Consider the following 17418-nt stretch of genomic DNA (forward strand, 5'->3'; position numbering starts at 1 on the left):
GGTTTCACAGCCCTCAGCAGCAGGCGTAGGAACACGTGAACACCTCACTGCACGTGGTGAACGTCAGCATGAAAATGGGGACGCCACCGGCCTGGCGGCGCATCGTCTGCGCGAGCTGGAGCAGCCGCTGACGCTCGACCGAACTGCCGCCGATCTCGCCGGTGAAGAACGACATCATCCCGTCGACGGCCGCGTCGATGTCGACTTCCTCGCCTTTGACGAACGCCGCACCCGCTCCGATGAACTGGTCGATGCCGAGAATTCCGGCCATTGAACGCTCGAGCTGGGCCATGAGTTCCGGCAGGTCGGGCCTCTGCTTTTCCTTCTCAGACTCCACGGGGTGATGTCTCCTCTACGGAAGCGAGGCCGGACGCCTCAGGACGGTGCGGGAGCGGTAACAGCGGCGACACGATCGCCGGATCGAGCCTGCGCAGCGCGCTGTGCGCTACCCCGGCCGCGCCGAGCATGAGTCCATGCCCCGCAGGCCAGGTCAGATCGTCGTGGTAGGCCATGAGCGAGTGGTGGGTAAGCTCCCGGGCCATCCGATCGCGGTCCGGCGACGCGAACTCCGCAGGGAAGAGCGACAGCGCGTCGGCGATACCGGCCGCTCCGTGGCAGAGGCAGCTGTCGTAGATGAGCTGCGGAAACGATTCTCCGATGCGTGCCGTCTTGGCGAAGGCGATCCGGGCGTCCTGGACCACCTCGGCGGGCGCCTTGTCGCCGGGCAGAAGCAGAGCCGTGCGGGCGAGCCCGATCCCGGGAGCCCCATAGCACCAGTCGTGCCGGTAGACGTCCGGTTCCAGACGCGGATCACCGTTCTTGCCGCGTTCCTGGAGGGAGCGGACGTCTCGCCAGTCGCCCTCGGTCTGGTCGAACCAGTGCCTCTCGTAGCGGAACGCGCGCTCGGCGGCGTCGAGGAAGCGCTGTTCTCCCAGCACGCGGCCCGCCTCGCCCAGCGCGAGCCCGCAGCCGGAGGCTCCGTGGGCAAACCCGATGAAGCCCATCTCGTCGCCGCGGAGCGCGTCGAGCCAGCAGAGCCCGTCCGCCGCGTCCTCAGTGCCCAGGCGAACGAGCAGGTCGCCCAGGCGGCCGACCAGATCTTGGCCCCCGAGCGCATCGGCGCCCAGCATCGCGATCAGCGCACCGGCCACGCCCTCCACCACATCAGGGGAGACAGGGCCGTCGGCCGCGAGCAGCCGCTGCGCCGACTGGATAACCAGCGCGCAGCCGTCCTGGGCCAGATCGGAGTCGCCGAGGGCCTTCCCTGCCAGCACCACAGCCAGGCCAGCGCCTGAGACACCGCTGTACAGACCTTCGCCAGGCAGGCCGGCCGCAATGTCCAGCGTCTGGCGTGAGGCTGCCAGAGCGAGCTCGGCATGAGACCGGTCGCCCGTTTTGTCTGCGAGATGGGCGAAGAACAACGCCATCCCGGCGGTACCGCCGTAGAGGTCGGCCTCCATGGGCGTCCAGACGCTCCGGCCACCCTCGTCCTGATGGGGCTTCAGCCAGGTGCACCGATCGCCCTGGACCAGCGCGCCGCGGGCGATCCGGGCGGCGATGCGATCCACCTGACCGAGAAGGTCGTAGTCGGACGGAGCAGCGGGCGCGACCGACCTTTGCGCCGGGACGGCCGTCAGCTCGCCGACGACCGTCTCCAGCACCGCCTCGCTCGCGTAGGGCGTGTCCAGCGACCTGCCTGCGTCTGCGAACCAGTTCGCGACGTACTCCAGCCGCTCAGCAGGTTCGGTGCGGCCCTCGACGAGCGCTTGGATCGCACCGCCCGCGATCGCCTCGCAGACGAACATGCCGTAGCTGTTGCCGCCGCCGGGGTCCTCGGCCAGCGCCAGGCCGAGGCCGACCTTGCGGGTCAGCGCGGGGACGTAGGGCCGCATGTTCGGCAGCAACCGGGCATGGATCTCCCGCAACTTCGACCAGGCCCGCACCAGGTCCAGATGGCCCATATAGAGGACGGCCGTGTCCGCGCGATCGAGGTATTGCGCGTCGGCATGTATGACCTTGAACTCGTAGCAGAGCCCAAGCTCACCCAGTTCCCGCGAGAGCAAGGAGACGAGTCCGATCGCTCCGCCTGCGGTCACGTTCCAATAGAGGCGGACGAGCCGCTGCCCGTCGGCGGACGGCGGGCCTGCGGGGCCGCGAAACAGCACGAAGCCAGGCGACTTGGTGATGGAGATGTACGGTCGGCGCACTTCGATCGTGTCAGGCGGAGAGCCGTCCAGATCCAGCCGCACCAGCACGCCGTCAAGGTCGATCGCCGGCTCGCCGCGGAACTCGCCCACGGGCCGCGTGACCACCCGGGGCGGGACGTCACCCGCCGCGTAGACCGCCGCGTTGATGAACCTGGCGGACCGGCTCGACGGGAGGCCCTCCAGCATGGACTCGCGGAACGCCGCTAAATCCTTGCGCGGCCACCCGAACAGGTAGAAGCCCCGGTAGAGGAGCCGGCTGAGGAACGCGCCGGCCGCCTCCCGCATCATCTCCGCTTCTGGCAACGGGCGGATCGTGTCCACCACGTCGCCGAACCAGGCCAGCTCATAACCGCTGGAGACGGTTCCGGCTGCGAGTGCGGCCCCGGCCGCATTTCGGTACTCAGCCGACATCGCTCAACGCCAATCCGAAGAAGGTCCGGGCGGCGACCTCGGGGTTCTGGTGGAAGTTCGCCGCCATCTGCATCAGTTGCCGTGCGGTCACCTGCGGCGTGTTGCGCTGGTGGGTGTTCTCGATAGCGAAGTGCACCAGCCTCGCGGCGCACCAGGTCATCAGGTCCGACAACCCGGCCTTGCGCAGATCGAGGGAACCGGTGAGCGCCACGAGATAGCCGCCGAGGAAGACGTGGGCGAAGTCCCTGATCTCCCGCATGCCCGCGACCGCGGCCTCGTTGGGGACGACCTGCTCATTCCACGGCACCCAGAGGTCGGGGTCGGTCAGCCACCACACCAGGCGTTCGGAGAGCAGACCCGCGATATCCCAGCGCCGGTCGCCCCAGCCGCCCATCTCCCAGTCGATCAACACGGGCTCGTCGTCATCACGGAGAAGGATGTTGTCTCCGCGCAGGTCGTTGTGGGTGACCACCTCGGGGGTCCAGCGTTCCGTCACCGTCGCGAGCAACGACATCAGGGTGTCGTTCGCCTGGACAGTGCGGATGACCTCCAGCGACGCCGGGCTGTGGAACTCCACGGAGTCCAGCGTCGGATAGCCGCAGCGCAGGATCGGGGGCGGCGGCTTGTCGTCCAGGCCGAGGTCGCCCTCCAACCGGTGCAGACGGGCCAGGACGGTGCCGATGCCCAGCGCGAGGGCCGTCCGGCGTTCTGGCTCGTCCCCGTTCACCTCTCGCGGGGACTTGCTTTCGACGAACTCGGTGACGAGCAGACCGGTCTCCTCTTCATAGGCGAGGAACCCCGGCAGGTGCGGAGTGAAGGCGGTCGGCTGTAGAGCGCGGTAGACCGCCGCCTCCTGGCGCATCGACTCGCGCGACTCGGCCGTCGTGCCCTGCTTCACCACCCATCCGGCGCTACCCAGCCGGACGATCAGGCACCGGCAGCGGCGGGACTCATCGGTGATCGTGAGACGCGGGTCCGCCGCCTGCTCAGGGCGCAGCGCCCCGCACGAGATGAGGATGCGGATCGCGGCCACCTCGTCGAGCACAGGTAGCCCAGCCGTGAAAGCGGTCTTGCGGGGGACGTCGTGTTCAGGATGGACTAATGCTGTCAAAACGACCCCTCAGCAACAGGCTAAAGAACAGCTGAAACCGGCTGTACATGCTGAAACGCTGACCGTGATAGCAACGAATCCGCACTGGGCCTCCACCGCCTGTGCCAGTTCGACAATTCGCTTGCGCTCGTCCGCGCCGCCATATCCGTCACCGTGCAGGAAACGCATCATCACCGCGGCGGCCTCGTCCAACTCAAGGTCCCCACGGATGAATCCTCGCGCAGCCGATACAAAGTCGGCCATTCCGTCAATGGACTCGAGTTCCTGTTTGATCTGCTCGAGTAGATCCGGGGCTTGATGGATTTTCTGTTCAGAAGACATCAGCCGACATTCCCCAGGTGATGATTGCGAAACCGAGGGATCCGCCCTGATAAATTCCGGAGCGGATCCCGGCCCGTCGTCATGGTCATACGGCGGGGTGCTGTTCATGCCCCTAGCAGCAGGCCCATGAGCAGCTGAAAGCGGGCGTACAGGCGGTCACGGTGGTGACCACGGACACCCAGCTGCACTTGGCCTCAATGGTCTGGCCCAGCTGGATAATCCGCTCCCGCTCTTCTGCGCTCTGGCAGATGTCGCCTTGGAGGAACGGGGTCATCACTTCCATCGCCTGCTCAAGGCAGAACTCACCCTTGATGAATCCTTCGGCGGCGGCAGTGAATTCGGAGAAGCCGTCGATGCCCTGCAGGGCATCGGCGAGTTCCCTCACGGTCGGTGGTTCGGACGACTGGTCGACGACGGGGGACGGCTCGTTCGTAACGGAAATCGACATTACTCACCTCCGCTGCCTAACCAATCATTGCTGCCTGTCAAAAGTCAATCGATACTGCCTATCAAAAACCATTCGATCTTGAGCCGATTTTCGCTCATGGCCACCTTGGGGCACCAGGGCCACGGTCGGCAACAGTCGCATTACCGCCGGTAAGAAATCCCTGAGTTCCCTGACGGGTTGAGGGTATGCGGAAGGTCTCTTCAGATACCAGAACATGCATGGATCCAAAGACGAGCGGCGGCTTTCTGCAACGTCAGCGCACATCTCTCCGTGTATTTACTTATGGGCCCTTCAGTGCTTCAGTGGAAGTCGGTGGAATCCACGATTGCACCTTATGGCGGAATCTGGTAAATTCCGCCACCCCGATTTCGGACCTAACGCGTAACCGTCCAATGACAGCCAGTCGGCGAGCAACTCCGTTTGCTCGGGTCCACGTTCAGGAGGATGACACTCCTCTCCGGGGACCGCACGGCGCCGTCGCCGGCCTGGACCAGATGGCTGATGAAGCCCTCGGCCACCTGCCCGCGTCGTCCCCGCTCGAACAGGCTCTGGAGGAAGGACCTGAAGCGCGTCGCCAGCACGAGCCCGGCTGACGTGGCCGCGGAACCGTTGGCGGCGTACGCCTGGAACAGCGGAATGATCGCTTCCCGCCCGGCTTCCGACTCGCCCATCACATGCGCCGAGAAGGGCACCGCGAATGCCTCGATGAAGTCGACGGGCGGTCGTCGCATGCCGTCGAGCAGTTCGGAAAGGCAACGCTTCCGGTTCGCTGCTCACATGCCGAATGACAACACCGGTCTCGTTCGATTGCCATCCGCCGAATGAAACCGAATGAAACCGAAGAACCTCGAATTTGAACTGTGTGGTTAATGGCGCGAGACCGCCCTGTCCGGCCCGGCGCAGGCGGCTACGTGGCACTGGTTCGGCCCCTATGGCGCGGTCGAATGCCAGTACCGCGCGCAGCACGGCCGGCCCGCCATCCCCACCGGCAAGCTCATCCTGGACGCACTGGCCGGCATCCGGCTGATCCCGGGCACCGGCCAGTCACCCCCCCCCGACCCACCGACCTCCAACCATCTCCTGGACATCGATCCACGAGACCTCCGCTGAAGAACACTCACATGCGGACCACGGGGCTAGCGGGCATGGCGGTCAAAGCAGCTTGTCGAGGGTGATCGGCAGGTCGCGGACGCGCTTGCCGGTGGCGTGGTGCACGGCGCTCGCGATGGCCCCCGCGACGCCCGTGATGCTCACCTCGCCGATGCCGAGCAGGCCCAGGGGCATGGTCGGGTCGGGATCGTCCAGGTAGTGGATGTCGATCGGCGGGATGTCGGCGTGCACGGGGACGTGGTAGTCGCCAAGACCCGGGTTCATCACGCGCCCGGTGCGCGGGTCGACCAGCGTCTCCTCCGACAGCGCCATGCCGATCCCCATCACGATGCCGCCCCGGAGCTGGCTGGCCGCCGTCTTCGCGTTGATCACCCGGCCCACGTCGAACACGCCGAGCCAGCGCGACACCCGCACCTCGCCCGTGTCCTGGTCGACGCGCACCTCGCAGAACTGGGCGCCGCACGCGGCCTTGACCCAGCGCCGCTGGTCGCTGAGGAACTTCGCCATGAACCTGACCTGCCCGGCCACCGCCCCCAGGCCCGATTCAGCCCCGGCCACGCCCTCGACGTACGGTCGCCCCGCCCTGGACAGGATGGTCTCGTAGCTCTCGCCGGCGTCCGGCCGGTCGAGCCGGTAGAGCCCGCCGTCCCTGGCCTCGACCCCGGCGAGCCGCTGCCCGCGCAACGGTGAGTCGCCGGAGCGCTTGGCCAGGGCCAGCACCGCACTCTTCAGCTTCTCGCAGGCCACCAGCAGGCCGGCCGCGATGCTCGCGGTCTGCGCGGAACCGCCCGCCATCGGCCCGGTCGGCAGGTCCGTGTCGCCGTACTCCACCTGGACCGCCTCAAAGGGCACGCCCAACTCGTCGGCGGCGATCTGCGCCTGCGCGGTCGCGCCGCCCATGCCCATCTCCTGGAAGCCGCAGCGCACCACGACCGTGCCGTCGGCCGAGAGCCGCGCGGTGACGTTGGCCGTGAACTGCACCGACGGGTGGTAGGCCGTGGCCACCCCCATGCCGACGAGCCACCTGCCGTCGCGCATCGAGCCGGGCTCCGGCGTGCGCTCGGCCCAGCCGAACCGCTCGGCGCCCAGCGCGTACGCCTCGCGCAGCATCCGGTGCGCGAAGCGCTTGCCGTCGAGCGGGCTGCGCGCGGGCTCGTTGCGCATCCGCAGCTCGATGGGGTCGACGCCGAGCTCACTGGCCAGCTCGTCGACCGCCGCCTCCAGTGCGAACGTGCCGATGGACTCGCCGGGCGCGCGCATGAACGTGTTGGGGATCAGGTCCATCTCGACGAGGTGCTGCTGGAGGAGGATGTTCTCGGCGTCGTAGAGGTGTCCCGAGGCGCGGGTGACCCCCTCGGGGCCGCCGCCCGCCTTCCCGGTCCTGGTGATGCTGGTGTGGATCAGCGCGGTCAGCTTGCCGTCCCGGTCGGCACCGAGTGCGACGCGCTGGGCCGAGGGCGTGCGCCCGCCGACCGTACGGTAGACGCCCTCCCTGGTCAGCATCATCCGCACCGGCCTGCCGGTCGCCCGGGCGGCCAGCGCGGTCAGGATCGTGCCCGGCCAGATCAGGCCCTTGCCGCCGAAGCCGCCGCCGACATACGGGGAGGTCATGCGGACGTTCCGCTCGGGGATGCCGAACCTGAGCGCGAGGTGCTTGCGCATCCACGCGATGGCCTGGCTGCCCTCGTGGACGGTCAGCCGGTCGCCGTCCCAGACGGCCGTGGTCGCGTGCGGCTCGATCGCGTTGTGGTTGTGGGGCGGGGTGGTGAAGCGCAGGTCCACCGACACCGGTGCCGCCGCCAGCGCCGCCTCCGCGTCGCCCTTCTTGCTGCTGCCCGACCCCAGCATGCTGTTCTTCTGCGGCTTGGCGTTCGCCTGCTCCGCGGCGAAGTCCACCGCGGCCGGGAACTCCTGGTAGGTCACCTCGACCAGGGCCGCGCCGCGCCGCGCCGCCTCCAGGCTCTCCGCGACGACGACCGCCACCGGCTGGCCGTCCCAGTGCACCTCGTCGGTGTTGAGGTAGTTGACCGACGTCGGGGAGACCATCGTGCTCAGGTCGAGCATGCTCTGCGCGGCCGGCGGCTTCAGCACGGGCGCGTTCAGGTGGGTGATCACCGACAGGACGCCCGTCACCGCCTCGGCCGCCTTGACGTCGATGCCGGTGATCCGGCCGCGCGCGACCGTCGCGTGCACCAGGGCGGCGTGGGCGAGGTCCGGGTACGGGAACTCGGCCGCGAACCGGGCCTTGCCCGTTGTCTTCTCCGGGCCGTCGACCCGGTCGATCCCCTGGCCGACGGCCCGCTCGCGCGGCGGGCTCTGCGTCTCGATGGTGGTCATGCCGTCCCCCTGTCGCTGAGCCGCCGCAGTGTCGCCACGATCGTCCGTTGGGCCAGCTCGATCTTGAAGGTGTTGTCCGGCCGGCCGACCGCCGGCTCCAGCTCCGCCTCCGCCGCCCGGCGGAACGACTCCTCGGTGGCCGGGGCGCCGAGCAGCACCGCCTCGGCCTGGCGGGCCCGCCACGGCTTGGCCGCCACCCCGCCGAGCGCCAGCCGTACCTCCGTCACCACCCCGTCCGTGACCTCCAGCGCGGCGGCGACCGACACCAGGGCGAACGCGTACGAGGCCCGGTCGCGCACCTTGCGGTAACAGGAGGGCGCCGTCAGCTCCGGCACCTCGACCGCGGTGATCAGCTCGTCCGGCTCCAGCGCCGTCTCCAGATGCGGGGTGCCGCCGGGCAGCCGGTAGAAGTCGGCCAGCGGCACGCGCCGCAGGCCGCGCACGCTCTCCACCTCGACGATGGCGTCCAGCGCGGCGAGCGCGACGCACATGTCCGAGGGATGTGTGGCGATGCAGTCGTCGCTCACGCCGAGAACGGCGTGGTTGCGGTTGAAGCCGCCGATCGCGTCGCAGCCGCTGCCGGGCTCGCGCTTGTTGCAGGCCGCGGCGCCGTCGTAGAAGTAGGGGCACCGGGTGCGCTGCAGCAGGTTGCCGCCCACGGTGGCCATGTTGCGCAGCTGCGCCGATGCGCCCGCGAGCAGCGCCTGCGACAGCAGCGGATAGCGGGTCCTGATCAGCCGGTTGGCGGCCAGGTGGCTGTTGCGCACCAGCGCTCCGACGCGCACGCCGCCGCCGGGCAGCTCCTCGATCTCGGTCAAGGGCAGCCGGGTGATGTCGACCACCGTGTCGGGCTGCTCGATGTCCTCGCGCATCAGGTCGACGAGGTTCGTCCCGCCGCCGAGGAACTTCGCGTTGGGCTCCGCCGCGATCACGCGGACGGCCGTCGCCACGTCGGGGGCGCTGATGTACGCGAACGGCTTCATCGCGCCACCTCCTTGATGGCCTCGACGATTCCGTTGTACGCGCCGCAGCGGCACAGGTTGCCGCTCATGCGCTCCCTGATCTCGGCCTCCGACAGCCCGGTGGCTCCCCGCTCGGTGTCGGTGACCGCGCTGGGCATCCCCGCCCCGTGCTCGGCCAGCATGCCGATCGCCGAGCAGATCTGGCCGGAGGTGCAGTAACCGCACTGGAAGCCGTCGTGCTCGATGAACGCCTGCTGGAGCGGGTGCGAGACCCCCTCGATGGTGGTGATGTCGCGGTCCTCGTACTGCACCGCGAGAGCCAGGCAGGAGTTGATCCGCTCGCCATCGGCCAGCACCGTGCAGGCACCGCAGGCGCCCTGGTCACAGCCCTTCTTCGTGCCGGTCAGGTCGAGTCGCTCGCGTAGCGCGTCGAGCAGGCTGACCCATGGTTCGATATCGAGCGAGCGAGTTATGCCGTTCACCCGCATACGCAGCGTGACCACATGTCCCTCCGGGTGGGTTCGCGTCATATGGGGTGACGTTAACAGGACGGCGTAATCTTAACAAGAGAACGATGTTTCGTTATCTTGCTCGTATGCTTGGCTCGGAGATGACACGATCGGTATTCGTCCGGGCCAGGCGTCCGGAGCACAAGCAGCAGCGGCGCGAGGCCATCCTCGCCGCCGCGCGGCAGCTTGCCATCGAGGTCGGGGTCCGTAACGTCAGCCTGGGCGGGGTCGCGACGGCGGTCGGGCTGGCGAAATCCAACGTGGTGCGATATTTCGGGACCCGGGAGGAGATCTACCTCGAACTCGCCGTCGAGGAGTGGCTCGCCTGGTCGGACGAGGTCGTCGCCCGGCTCGCCACGGCCGCCTCGCCCGACGACGTGATCGCCGCGCTGGTCGACACGTTGACCGAGCGGACGCTCTTCTGCGACCTGCTGGGCCACGTCTCGATCACGCTGGAGCACAACATCTCGGTCTCGGCGGCCCGCGCCTTCAAGCGCGCCATGATCGGTACGGTCGACGACCTCGGAGCGCGCGTCGCCCTGGCCTACCCCGGCCTGACCACCGGCGAGGGGATCGAGCTGACCGGGGCGGCGGCCGCGCTTGCGGGCGTGCTCTACCCGATGGCGAACCCGCCGCCCGCCCTGCGGGAGCTCTACGCCCAGGACCCGGACATCGCGGCCCGCTGCCTGCCGTTCCAGCCCACCATGAAGCGCATGCTCGCCGCCCTCGCCGTCGGACTGCCCACCCAGCGCTGACCACACGACCCAGGTCCGCGCCCGACTGTTCGCGCCCGACCGCCGGGCGGTGGCGGTCGGGCGGGTGGGTGGGTGGTCAGGGGGTGGCGAGGGCCTCGGTCGGGGAGAGGCGGGAGGCGCGGACCGCCGGGTAGAGGCCGGCGACGGCGCCGATGGCCAGGGTGGCGGCGAGCCCGCCCGCTGTCGCCCACCCCGGGATCACCGCGGGCCAGCCCTGGTACAGCGCGTACCCCATCGTGACCCCGGTCCCGATGAGCACCCCGCCCGCCCCGCCGAGCGCCGAGAGCAGCAGCGACTCGGCGAGGAACTGCGTGCGGATCTGCCCCCGGGTCGCGCCGAGCGAGCGGCGCAGGCCGATCTCCGAGCGCCGTTCCAGCACCGAGATGACCATGGTGTTGGCCACCCCGACGCCGCCCACGAGCAGCGCGACCGCCCCGACGCCCAGCAGCAGCCCGGTGAACGCCTGGCTGGTGGCCTGCTTGGCGGCCAGCGCGTCGGACGGGCGGGAGACGTCGATCTCGTTGGGCGCCTCCGGATTGGCCGTGCCCGCCAGCACCGAGCGGACCGACTCCAGGCTGGCCTCCTCCGTGCGGGTGTAGAGAGTCGTCGGGTACCCGTCGAAGTCCAGCTCGGCCTCCGCGACGGGCCAGCCGACCAGCACCGCGGTGTCCAGCTCCTCGGCGAGCGGCACCGGGTCGAGTACGCCGACGACCGTGAACCGTTTGCCGCCCACGACCACCTGCGTGTCCGGCCCCGCCGCGCCCACCCCGAGCCGCTGGGCCGCGCTCGACCCGAGCACCGCGGCCGGGTAGCGCTCGGTGGCCGTGTTGAGCCAGGTGCCGCTGCGCAGCGTCGCGCCCACCGTGGCGGGCAGGTCGAGCCGGGCGGCGTAGGTGTTGAGGCCGTTGGTCTGCGCCTTGGGCACCTCCTCCGACCGGTAGGCCTTGGCGTCGCCGACCTTCCCGGCCGCCGAGACGGCCTGGACCGGCCCGATCCGCTCGATCATCGCCTCGGCCTCGACCGGCATCTTGGCCTGCTCGCCCATCAGCGTATGCCCGGAGGAGACGGTGAGCAGGTTGGTGCCGAGAGCCGAGAGCGTACGGTCGAGCTCGGCGCCCGATGAGGACGAGATGCCGACCACGCCGATCATCGCCGCGATGCCGATCGCGATGCCGAGCGCGGACAGGAACGCCCGCAGCGGGCGGGTCCGCAGGCCGACGGCGCCGACCCGCAGCACATCGCCCGGCTTCATCCTGGCCGGAGTCAGCTTCGGCAGTCTCGCGTGCTCGATGACGGCTGCCATCAGGCCACCTTCTCTTCGGCCGCGGAGTCGGAGACGATCTGGCCGTCGCGCATCCGTACCTGCCGGGGCAGGCTCGCGGCGATCTCCCGGTCGTGCGTGATGATCACGATGGTGGTGCCGGCCGCGTTCAGATCGTGCAGCAGGTCCATCACCCCGGTCCCGGAGACGGAGTCCAGCGCGCCGGTCGGCTCGTCGGCCAGGAGCAGCGGGGGATCTCCCGCCACGGCCCTGGCGATGGCCACGCGCTGCCGTTCGCCGCCGGACAGTTCGTGCGGCTCGTGGTCGAGGCGGTGGCCGAGCCCGACCCGCTCCAGCGCGGCCGCGGCCCGCCGCCGTCGTTCGGCCCGCCCGATACCGGTGTAAACGAGGCCGTCGGCCACGTTGTCGACCGCCGGGACCTTGGCGGCGAGGTGGAAGTGCTGGAAGACGAAGCCGATGCGGGTCGCCCGCAGCGCGGAGAGCTGGCCGTCCGACAGTTTCGCCACGTCGTACCCGTCGATGCGGACGGTTCCTGAGGTCGGGCGGTCGAGCGTGCCGACGACGTTGAGCATCGTCGACTTGCCCGAGCCCGACGGGCCGACGATGGCGACGAGCTCGCCGCGCTCGATCTCCAGGGACACCTTGTCGAGCGCGGTGACCCCGCCGGAATAGGAGCGGGTGACGTCCGTGAGGGAGATCATCGGGGCATCCCGACGCTCATGCCCTCGGTGAGGCCGTCGCCGGAGATCTCGACCCGGCCGCCAGAGAACAGACCAGTCTTCACACCGACATAGCGGGACTTGCCGCCTTCGACGACCTCCACGCCGTACCCGCCTTCCTGGAGCGCCACGAGCGCGGCGATCGGGACGGTCAGCACGTTCTTGCGCTTCGAGGCCGTGAAGGTCACGTCCACCGCGGCCTTGTCGAGGCCTTTGGCGGCCTTCTGCGTGCCGAGGGAGATGAGCGCCTCGACGCGCGTCTCGGGATCCGCGCCCTGCCCCTCGCCCGGCTCGATGATGGTGGCGACCTCGGTGACCTTGCCGGACACGGTCTTGCCGCCGGGCAGCGTGATCGACGCCTTGGCGCCCTTCTTCGCCACCCGCTGGTCCTCCGTCTCCAGCTTGACCGTGATCACCTTGTCGGTGCCGGTGTAGGAGAGCACCTTCTGGCCCGGCGCGGTGGGCTGGCCGGCCTCGGCCTCCAGGCTGTCCACGCGTACCTTGCCGGCGGCGAAGACGACCCGGCCGAGCTCGACGACGCCCGTCTCGTCGAGGTTCCGGTCCTCCTGCCACTCTCTGACCGCGTCGGCCGTGGAGTCGGTGTACTCGTCGTCCACGGTGAAGCCGTCGTAGCCGAGGGCCTTGAGGTTGCGTTCGAGCTGCTCGACGTCCCTGCCTTCGGTGCCGATCCGCAGGTCGCGGTAGGCGGGCGTCCTGCCGTACATCAGCACCACCGGCTTGGTGTCGAGCCGGTACAGGGACTTGCCCCTGGTGATCGTGTCGCCGCTGTCCGGCAGCCAGGTGACCGTGCCCGGTTTCCTGCTCACCGCCGTCGTGGTCGGGCCGTAGCCGAGATCGCCGTCGGCGTCCAGCGTGTCGAGCAGCGTCTGCCTGGTCACCGTGGTGGTGGCGGGCGGCAGAGCGCTGACCGTCTTGTCCGTCGTACGGTCGCCGCCCAGGAGGCCCAGGCCGTTCACGGCCACGCCGGCCGTACCGATGACGGCTACCGCGACGAGCAGGCCCGCGACCCGCCTGCCGCGACCGCGGCGGCGGCGGGGGCGATCCCCGCCCGCCGCCACCTTGTCGTCGAGGGTGGCCGTGCCCATCAGGAGCCGCCCTGGCCCATCATCCCGGGCATGAACTCCTTGCACTTCTCCTGCGCGGTCTTGAAGTCCGGGTCCTCGCCGGCCGCGCTGTCCATGCGCAGCATGCCGCCGTCAGGGTCGGGGAAGGCCTCGACGCCGTTGTCCCGCATGCACTGGGAGTACTTGCGCATCTGCTCGGCCATCTTGGGGTCCACCTTCCCGCCCGGCCCACCGCCGCTCGGCGCGAATTCCTTGCAGGCCTCCTGGGCCTTCTGCGCCGTCTCCGGGGAGATGCTGTTGTCCATCTTGAGCATGACCCCCTTGCCGGGCTCGGGGTCGTCCATGGGGACGCCGTGCTCGCGCATGCACTGGGCGAACTTGAGCCCCTTCGCCGCCCGGTCCTCGCCGGCCGAGGCACTGGGGGCGGCGGCCGGTTTGCCGCTGCTCACGGACGCCACGTTGGCGCCGCCTCCCTCGTCCGCGCCGCATCCGGTCAGGGCAAGGGCCAGTGCCAGCGGGATCGCCGCCAGGATGCCTCGTCGCATGTTCTTCTCCTCGTACGGTGGCCGGTCCGTTCCGCCGGCCATGTGAGACGAATGCAATCGGGCGGCGCGTTTCCCCGGCGTTTCCACCGGTGCTAACGCCGAACAAACAACGCATCCGGCACGATCACCCCTGTACATGACAGAAGAGACAGGGGCCGCGATGCGCGTGTTGGTGGTCGAGGACGAGCGCATGCTCGCCGACGCGATAGCCGAGTGGCTGCGTGACGAGACGCACGCGGTCGACACCGCGCACGACGGGGAGGCGGCGCTGCAGCGGCTCGCGGTCAACGACTACGACGTGGTCGTCCTGGACCGCGACCTGCCGCGCGTGCACGGTGACGACGTGTGCAGGGAGCTGGTCGAGTCCGAGTCGACCGCGCGGGTGCTGATGCTCACCGCCGCCGCCGAGATCGGCGACCGGGTGACCGGGCTCTCCCTCGGCGCCGACGACTACCTGTCCAAGCCGTTCGCCTTCCCCGAGCTCGCGGCCCGCGTCCTGGCGCTCGGGCGGCGCTCGCGCCCCGCCGCGCCGCCGGTGCTGCGGCGGGCGGGGATCACCCTCGATCCCGCGCGCCGGGAGGTGTTCAGGAACGGCAGGTACGTGCCGCTGTCGAAGAAGGAGTTCGCCGTGCTGGCCGAGCTGCTGCTCGCCGACGGCGGCGTGGTGTCGGCCGAGCACCTGCTGGAGAAGGCGTGGGACGAGCACGCCGACCCGTTCACCAGCGCGGTGCGCCTGACCATACTCAAGCTGCGCCGCAAACTGGGGGAGCCGTCGGTGGTGGAGACCGTGCCGGGCGTGGGGTATCAGATTCCATGACGGCTCCCACGCTCCGCGGCCGGCTCACCCTGGTGTACGGCACGCTGTTCTTCGTCGCGGGACTGACGCTGCTCGGCGTCACGTACTTGCTGTTCAACCAGCAGCTCCAGCAGAAGACGGTATCCATCATCGTCAGAGGCCAGGGCCCCGGCTCGCTGGAGCGCGACACGGCCATGAACTGGATGAAGCAGCAGGAGACCCTGCTGCGCGGTGCCGCGACCACCTCACTGCTCACCCAGGGAGCGATCGCGCTGGTCGTGGTCGGCGGCGCGGCGTCAGGAGTGGGGTGGGTGGTCGCCGGACGGGTGCTCACGCCGCTCCGCCAGGTGACCGAGACCGCGCGGCGGATCGCCGCCGCGCCGGTCGCCGAGCGTGGCCTGCACGAGCGGATCGCCCTGAACGGCCCGGCGGACGAGGTGAAGGAGCTCGCCGACACCTTCGACACGATGGTCGAACGGCTCGACCACTCCTTCGACGGGCAGCGCAGGTTCGTCGCCAACGCCTCGCACGAGTTGCGCACGCCGCTCACGCTGAACCGGGCGCTGGTCGAGCTGGCCATGCACCGCCGTACGGCCTCGGCCGACGTCAAGCAGCTCGGCGAGAGCCTGCTGGAGATCAACGCCCGGCACGAACGGCTCATCTCCGGACTGCTGCTCCTGGCCCGCGCCGAGCACGAGATCGGTGACCGGTCGCCGGTGGACCTGGCCGATGTGGTGTCCCACGTGGTCGCGCAGGTCACCGCCGAGGCCGAGGAGACGAAGGTCACCCTGCAGGAGGCGGCCGGCCCCGCGCCGACCAGCGGGGACGCGATGCTGCTCGAACGGCTGGTGCACAACCTGGTCGAGAACGGCATCCGGCACAACACCGACGACGGCACCGGCTGGGTGCGGGCCGTCAGCCGCATCGCGCACGACGGCCGCGTCGAGGTGGAGGTCAGCAACACCGGGCCCGTTGTGCCGCCCTACGAGATCCCGGCGCTGTTCAAGCCCTTCCGCCGGCTCGGGCCCGATCGTGTGGTCACGGCGAAGAGCGCGGGGCTGGGGCTGTCCATCGTGCGGTCGATCGCCCTCGCGCACGGCGGCGAGGTCTCGGCCCGTCCCCGCGAAGGCGGCGGCCTGATCGTGACGGCCACCCTGCCGCGCCAGGGCTCGGCCTACCACTAGACCCGGGCCCGCTCACTGGGCACTGCCCGGCGTAGCAGAAGGCGGACTTGCCTCCGATGTGGATGGAGAGCTGGGATTTCCTGAACAACCCGCGCTGGGCGTGAACATTGGCGCGGCGCGTCGGCAAGCGAGCTGACGCGGAACGCGACGTCCATTTCGAACACCGGCAGATCAGCTGAAATTCAGCGAGAAAACGTCATTGGCCAAGGCGCTGGTATTCTGCGCCCCACGGACCCCCTAGGGTCCCTATGATTTTCCTCCAGGGCCCCTATGCATTCCCTAGGCCATGTGCGCGGCTGACCAGCGATGGTACGAAAGCGTTCGTGACCAAGCGAAAAATATTATCCCTGACATCCAGCAGAATTCTCGGCGCGGTCGCGCTCACCGCGAGCCTGGCGACCGCGGCCCCGGCGGGCGCGACACTTGCGCCGGTCTGGGACCACCTGTCCTTTCCCTACGGATACACCGAATCCGTGAAGCAACTCAAGGAACTCAACGATGTCGCCGCGCTGAGCGGCACCCAAGCTTGGGCTGTGGGGCAGGTGCGGATGGAGGGCTGGCCATACCCGCCGCCGGGTGTGGTCTGCCCCGACCTGTTCCGCTGGAACGGTCAGACATGGGTGAACGACCGGCCGGATAACACCTGCCGGGGCGCGCTGACCTCGGTGTCGGCCGCCGCGGCGAACGACGTGTGGGCCACCGGTTCGACCATCGCCTACCACTGGAACGGTACGGCCTGGACCCTCACTCCCTACCCGACCGAACAGAACAACCCTTTCTACCTTGATGACGTCGCCGCGGTGGGCGGCACCGCCTTCGCGGTCGGCAGGTCCTACCAGTCGAGCGGTGAGGTTTCCACGGCGGGCGTGATCCGCTGGGACGGCACCGCCTGGCAGAAGATGAGCCTCCCGCCGCTCGCGGGCAACACCGACCTGAGCGCGGTGCATGCTCTGGCGCCGGACGACGTCTGGGCGGTCGGCACCACCAACCGCTACGGGCCGAGCGCCGATGCGCACACCCTGGTGCTGCACTGGGACGGCCACACCTGGTCCCGGCTGCCGGATCCGCCGAAGCAAGCGCTGGTCGAGACCACCCTGGACGCGGTGGCCGCGCGGCCCGGCGAGGTGTGGGCGGCCGGTCAGCGGACCACCTACGAGGCCAACGGCATTTCGGTCAAGAAGCGCGAGGCGTTCGCCATGCGTTGGAACGGTAGCGAGTGGACGGTGACGCCGACCCCGGCGACCACCGGCTGGTACGGATCCTCCATCACCTCGCTGGCCTGGAAAGGCACCGAGGTGTGGGCCGGAGGCAGCGGGCAGGACGACGACACCGCGCGCAGCGTCGGCGTGCTGCTGCGCTGGAACGGCACCGCCTGGCAGCAGGCGCCGAAACCGCCGCTGCTCGACGACTACCGGATCAAGCAGCTCGGCGCTGTGCCGGGCGGCGTCCTGTGGGCCACCGGCTACGGCACTCGGGAGACCGACGAGCACGCCAAGGGCCAGTTCCTGGCCCGGGTCACCGGCTGAACCTTCTTTGGTCGGACGCCGGGAGCCGCGCCAGCTTTGTGAAGTACGGTTGAGTCAACTTTAGTTCGGTCAAGTATACTTCGACTTATGCGGAAGCCTCAGCATGTGTT

At 69.4% G+C, this 17418-nt stretch carries 17 protein-coding genes; 4 read left to right on the forward strand and 13 right to left on the reverse strand.

The annotated features are described in order from the left end of the window. Positions 1–13: 13 nt before the first annotated feature. The 9 genes from ACGFNP_RS50560 to ACGFNP_RS50600 form a co-directional block, all read right to left on the reverse strand. Positions 14–337, reverse strand: a complete 324-nt coding sequence (locus ACGFNP_RS50560) for a hypothetical protein (protein ID WP_358320177.1) — start codon at positions 335–337, stop codon at positions 14–16. Next, positions 327–2618 carry a lanthionine synthetase LanC family protein gene (locus tag ACGFNP_RS50565; protein WP_393330505.1) on the reverse strand — a complete coding sequence of 764 codons (2292 nt, stop codon included), beginning with the start codon at positions 2616–2618 and terminating at the stop codon, positions 327–329. Before ACGFNP_RS50565 ends, ACGFNP_RS50560 begins: the two co-directional genes overlap by 11 nt. Further along, positions 2608–3729: a phosphotransferase family protein gene (locus ACGFNP_RS50570; RefSeq protein WP_393330508.1), complete on the reverse strand. Its 1122-nt coding sequence runs from the start codon at positions 3727–3729 to the stop codon at positions 2608–2610. The genes ACGFNP_RS50565 and ACGFNP_RS50570 overlap by 11 nt, the downstream gene beginning before the upstream one ends. Before the next feature lie 9 nt (positions 3730–3738). Next, entirely contained in the window at positions 3739–4158 is a 420-nt protein-coding gene (locus ACGFNP_RS50575) for a hypothetical protein (protein ID WP_393330510.1), read from the reverse strand. A gap of 4 nt (positions 4159–4162) precedes the next feature. Further along, positions 4163–4498 (reverse strand): hypothetical protein, encoded by a 336-nt coding sequence (locus ACGFNP_RS50580; RefSeq protein ID WP_358320165.1) that lies wholly within the window; start codon positions 4496–4498, stop codon positions 4163–4165. 374 nt (positions 4499–4872) lie between these two features. Beyond that, positions 4873–5229, reverse strand: coding sequence for a hypothetical protein (locus ACGFNP_RS50585; RefSeq protein WP_393330514.1), 357 nt, complete (start codon positions 5227–5229; stop codon positions 4873–4875). 421 nt (positions 5230–5650) lie between these two features. Continuing rightward, positions 5651–7945 carry a xanthine dehydrogenase family protein molybdopterin-binding subunit gene (locus tag ACGFNP_RS50590; RefSeq protein ID WP_393330516.1) on the reverse strand — a complete coding sequence of 765 codons (2295 nt, stop codon included), beginning with the start codon at positions 7943–7945 and terminating at the stop codon, positions 5651–5653. Continuing rightward, positions 7942–8928 (reverse strand): FAD binding domain-containing protein, encoded by a 987-nt coding sequence (locus ACGFNP_RS50595; protein ID WP_393330519.1) that lies wholly within the window; start codon positions 8926–8928, stop codon positions 7942–7944. The genes ACGFNP_RS50590 and ACGFNP_RS50595 overlap by 4 nt, the downstream gene beginning before the upstream one ends. Further along, on the reverse strand, positions 8925–9437 hold the full coding sequence (locus ACGFNP_RS50600; RefSeq protein ID WP_358320154.1) for a 2Fe-2S iron-sulfur cluster-binding protein: 513 nt from the start codon (positions 9435–9437) through the stop codon (positions 8925–8927). Before ACGFNP_RS50600 ends, ACGFNP_RS50595 begins: the two co-directional genes overlap by 4 nt. Positions 9438–9517: 80 nt before the next feature. Here ACGFNP_RS50600 and ACGFNP_RS50605 point away from each other — a divergent pair, with 80 nt between their 5' ends. Beyond that, positions 9518–10171: a TetR family transcriptional regulator gene (locus tag ACGFNP_RS50605; protein WP_358320151.1), complete on the forward strand. Its 654-nt coding sequence runs from the start codon at positions 9518–9520 to the stop codon at positions 10169–10171. Positions 10172–10247: 76 nt separating this feature from the next. Here ACGFNP_RS50605 and ACGFNP_RS50610 read toward each other — a convergent pair whose 3' ends face one another. The 4 genes from ACGFNP_RS50610 to ACGFNP_RS50625 are packed head-to-tail and all read right to left on the reverse strand — an operon-like array spanning position 10248 to position 13802. Continuing rightward, complete coding sequence (locus ACGFNP_RS50610) at positions 10248–11474, reverse strand: ABC transporter permease (protein WP_358320149.1); 1227 nt, start codon at positions 11472–11474, stop codon at positions 10248–10250. Then, positions 11474–12154: an ABC transporter ATP-binding protein gene (locus ACGFNP_RS50615; protein WP_393330523.1), complete on the reverse strand. Its 681-nt coding sequence runs from the start codon at positions 12152–12154 to the stop codon at positions 11474–11476. Before ACGFNP_RS50615 ends, ACGFNP_RS50610 begins: the two co-directional genes overlap by 1 nt. Next, on the reverse strand, positions 12151–13278 hold the full coding sequence (locus tag ACGFNP_RS50620; RefSeq protein ID WP_393330526.1) for a peptidoglycan-binding protein: 1128 nt from the start codon (positions 13276–13278) through the stop codon (positions 12151–12153). The genes ACGFNP_RS50615 and ACGFNP_RS50620 overlap by 4 nt, the downstream gene beginning before the upstream one ends. Then, on the reverse strand, positions 13278–13802 hold the full coding sequence (locus ACGFNP_RS50625; RefSeq protein ID WP_358320140.1) for a hypothetical protein: 525 nt from the start codon (positions 13800–13802) through the stop codon (positions 13278–13280). Before ACGFNP_RS50625 ends, ACGFNP_RS50620 begins: the two co-directional genes overlap by 1 nt. A 160-nt stretch (positions 13803–13962) precedes the next feature. Here ACGFNP_RS50625 and ACGFNP_RS50630 point away from each other — a divergent pair, with 160 nt between their 5' ends. The 3 genes from ACGFNP_RS50630 (at position 13963) to ACGFNP_RS50640 (ending at position 17308) form a co-directional block, all read left to right on the forward strand. Beyond that, positions 13963–14619 (forward strand): response regulator transcription factor, encoded by a 657-nt coding sequence (locus ACGFNP_RS50630; protein ID WP_358320136.1) that lies wholly within the window; start codon positions 13963–13965, stop codon positions 14617–14619. Next, positions 14616–15782, forward strand: a complete 1167-nt coding sequence (locus ACGFNP_RS50635) for a HAMP domain-containing sensor histidine kinase (RefSeq protein ID WP_358320133.1) — start codon at positions 14616–14618, stop codon at positions 15780–15782. Before ACGFNP_RS50630 ends, ACGFNP_RS50635 begins: the two co-directional genes overlap by 4 nt. Before the next feature lie 323 nt (positions 15783–16105). Next, a complete protein-coding gene (locus ACGFNP_RS50640) occupies positions 16106–17308 on the forward strand; it encodes a hypothetical protein (protein WP_393330530.1) in 1203 nt (400 codons plus the stop codon). Positions 17309–17418 lie beyond the last annotated feature (110 nt).

The organism is Nonomuraea sp. NPDC049269 (genome assembly GCF_043197155.1).
In the GTDB taxonomy this organism is placed as follows: Bacteria; Actinomycetota; Actinomycetes; order Streptosporangiales; family Streptosporangiaceae; genus Nonomuraea.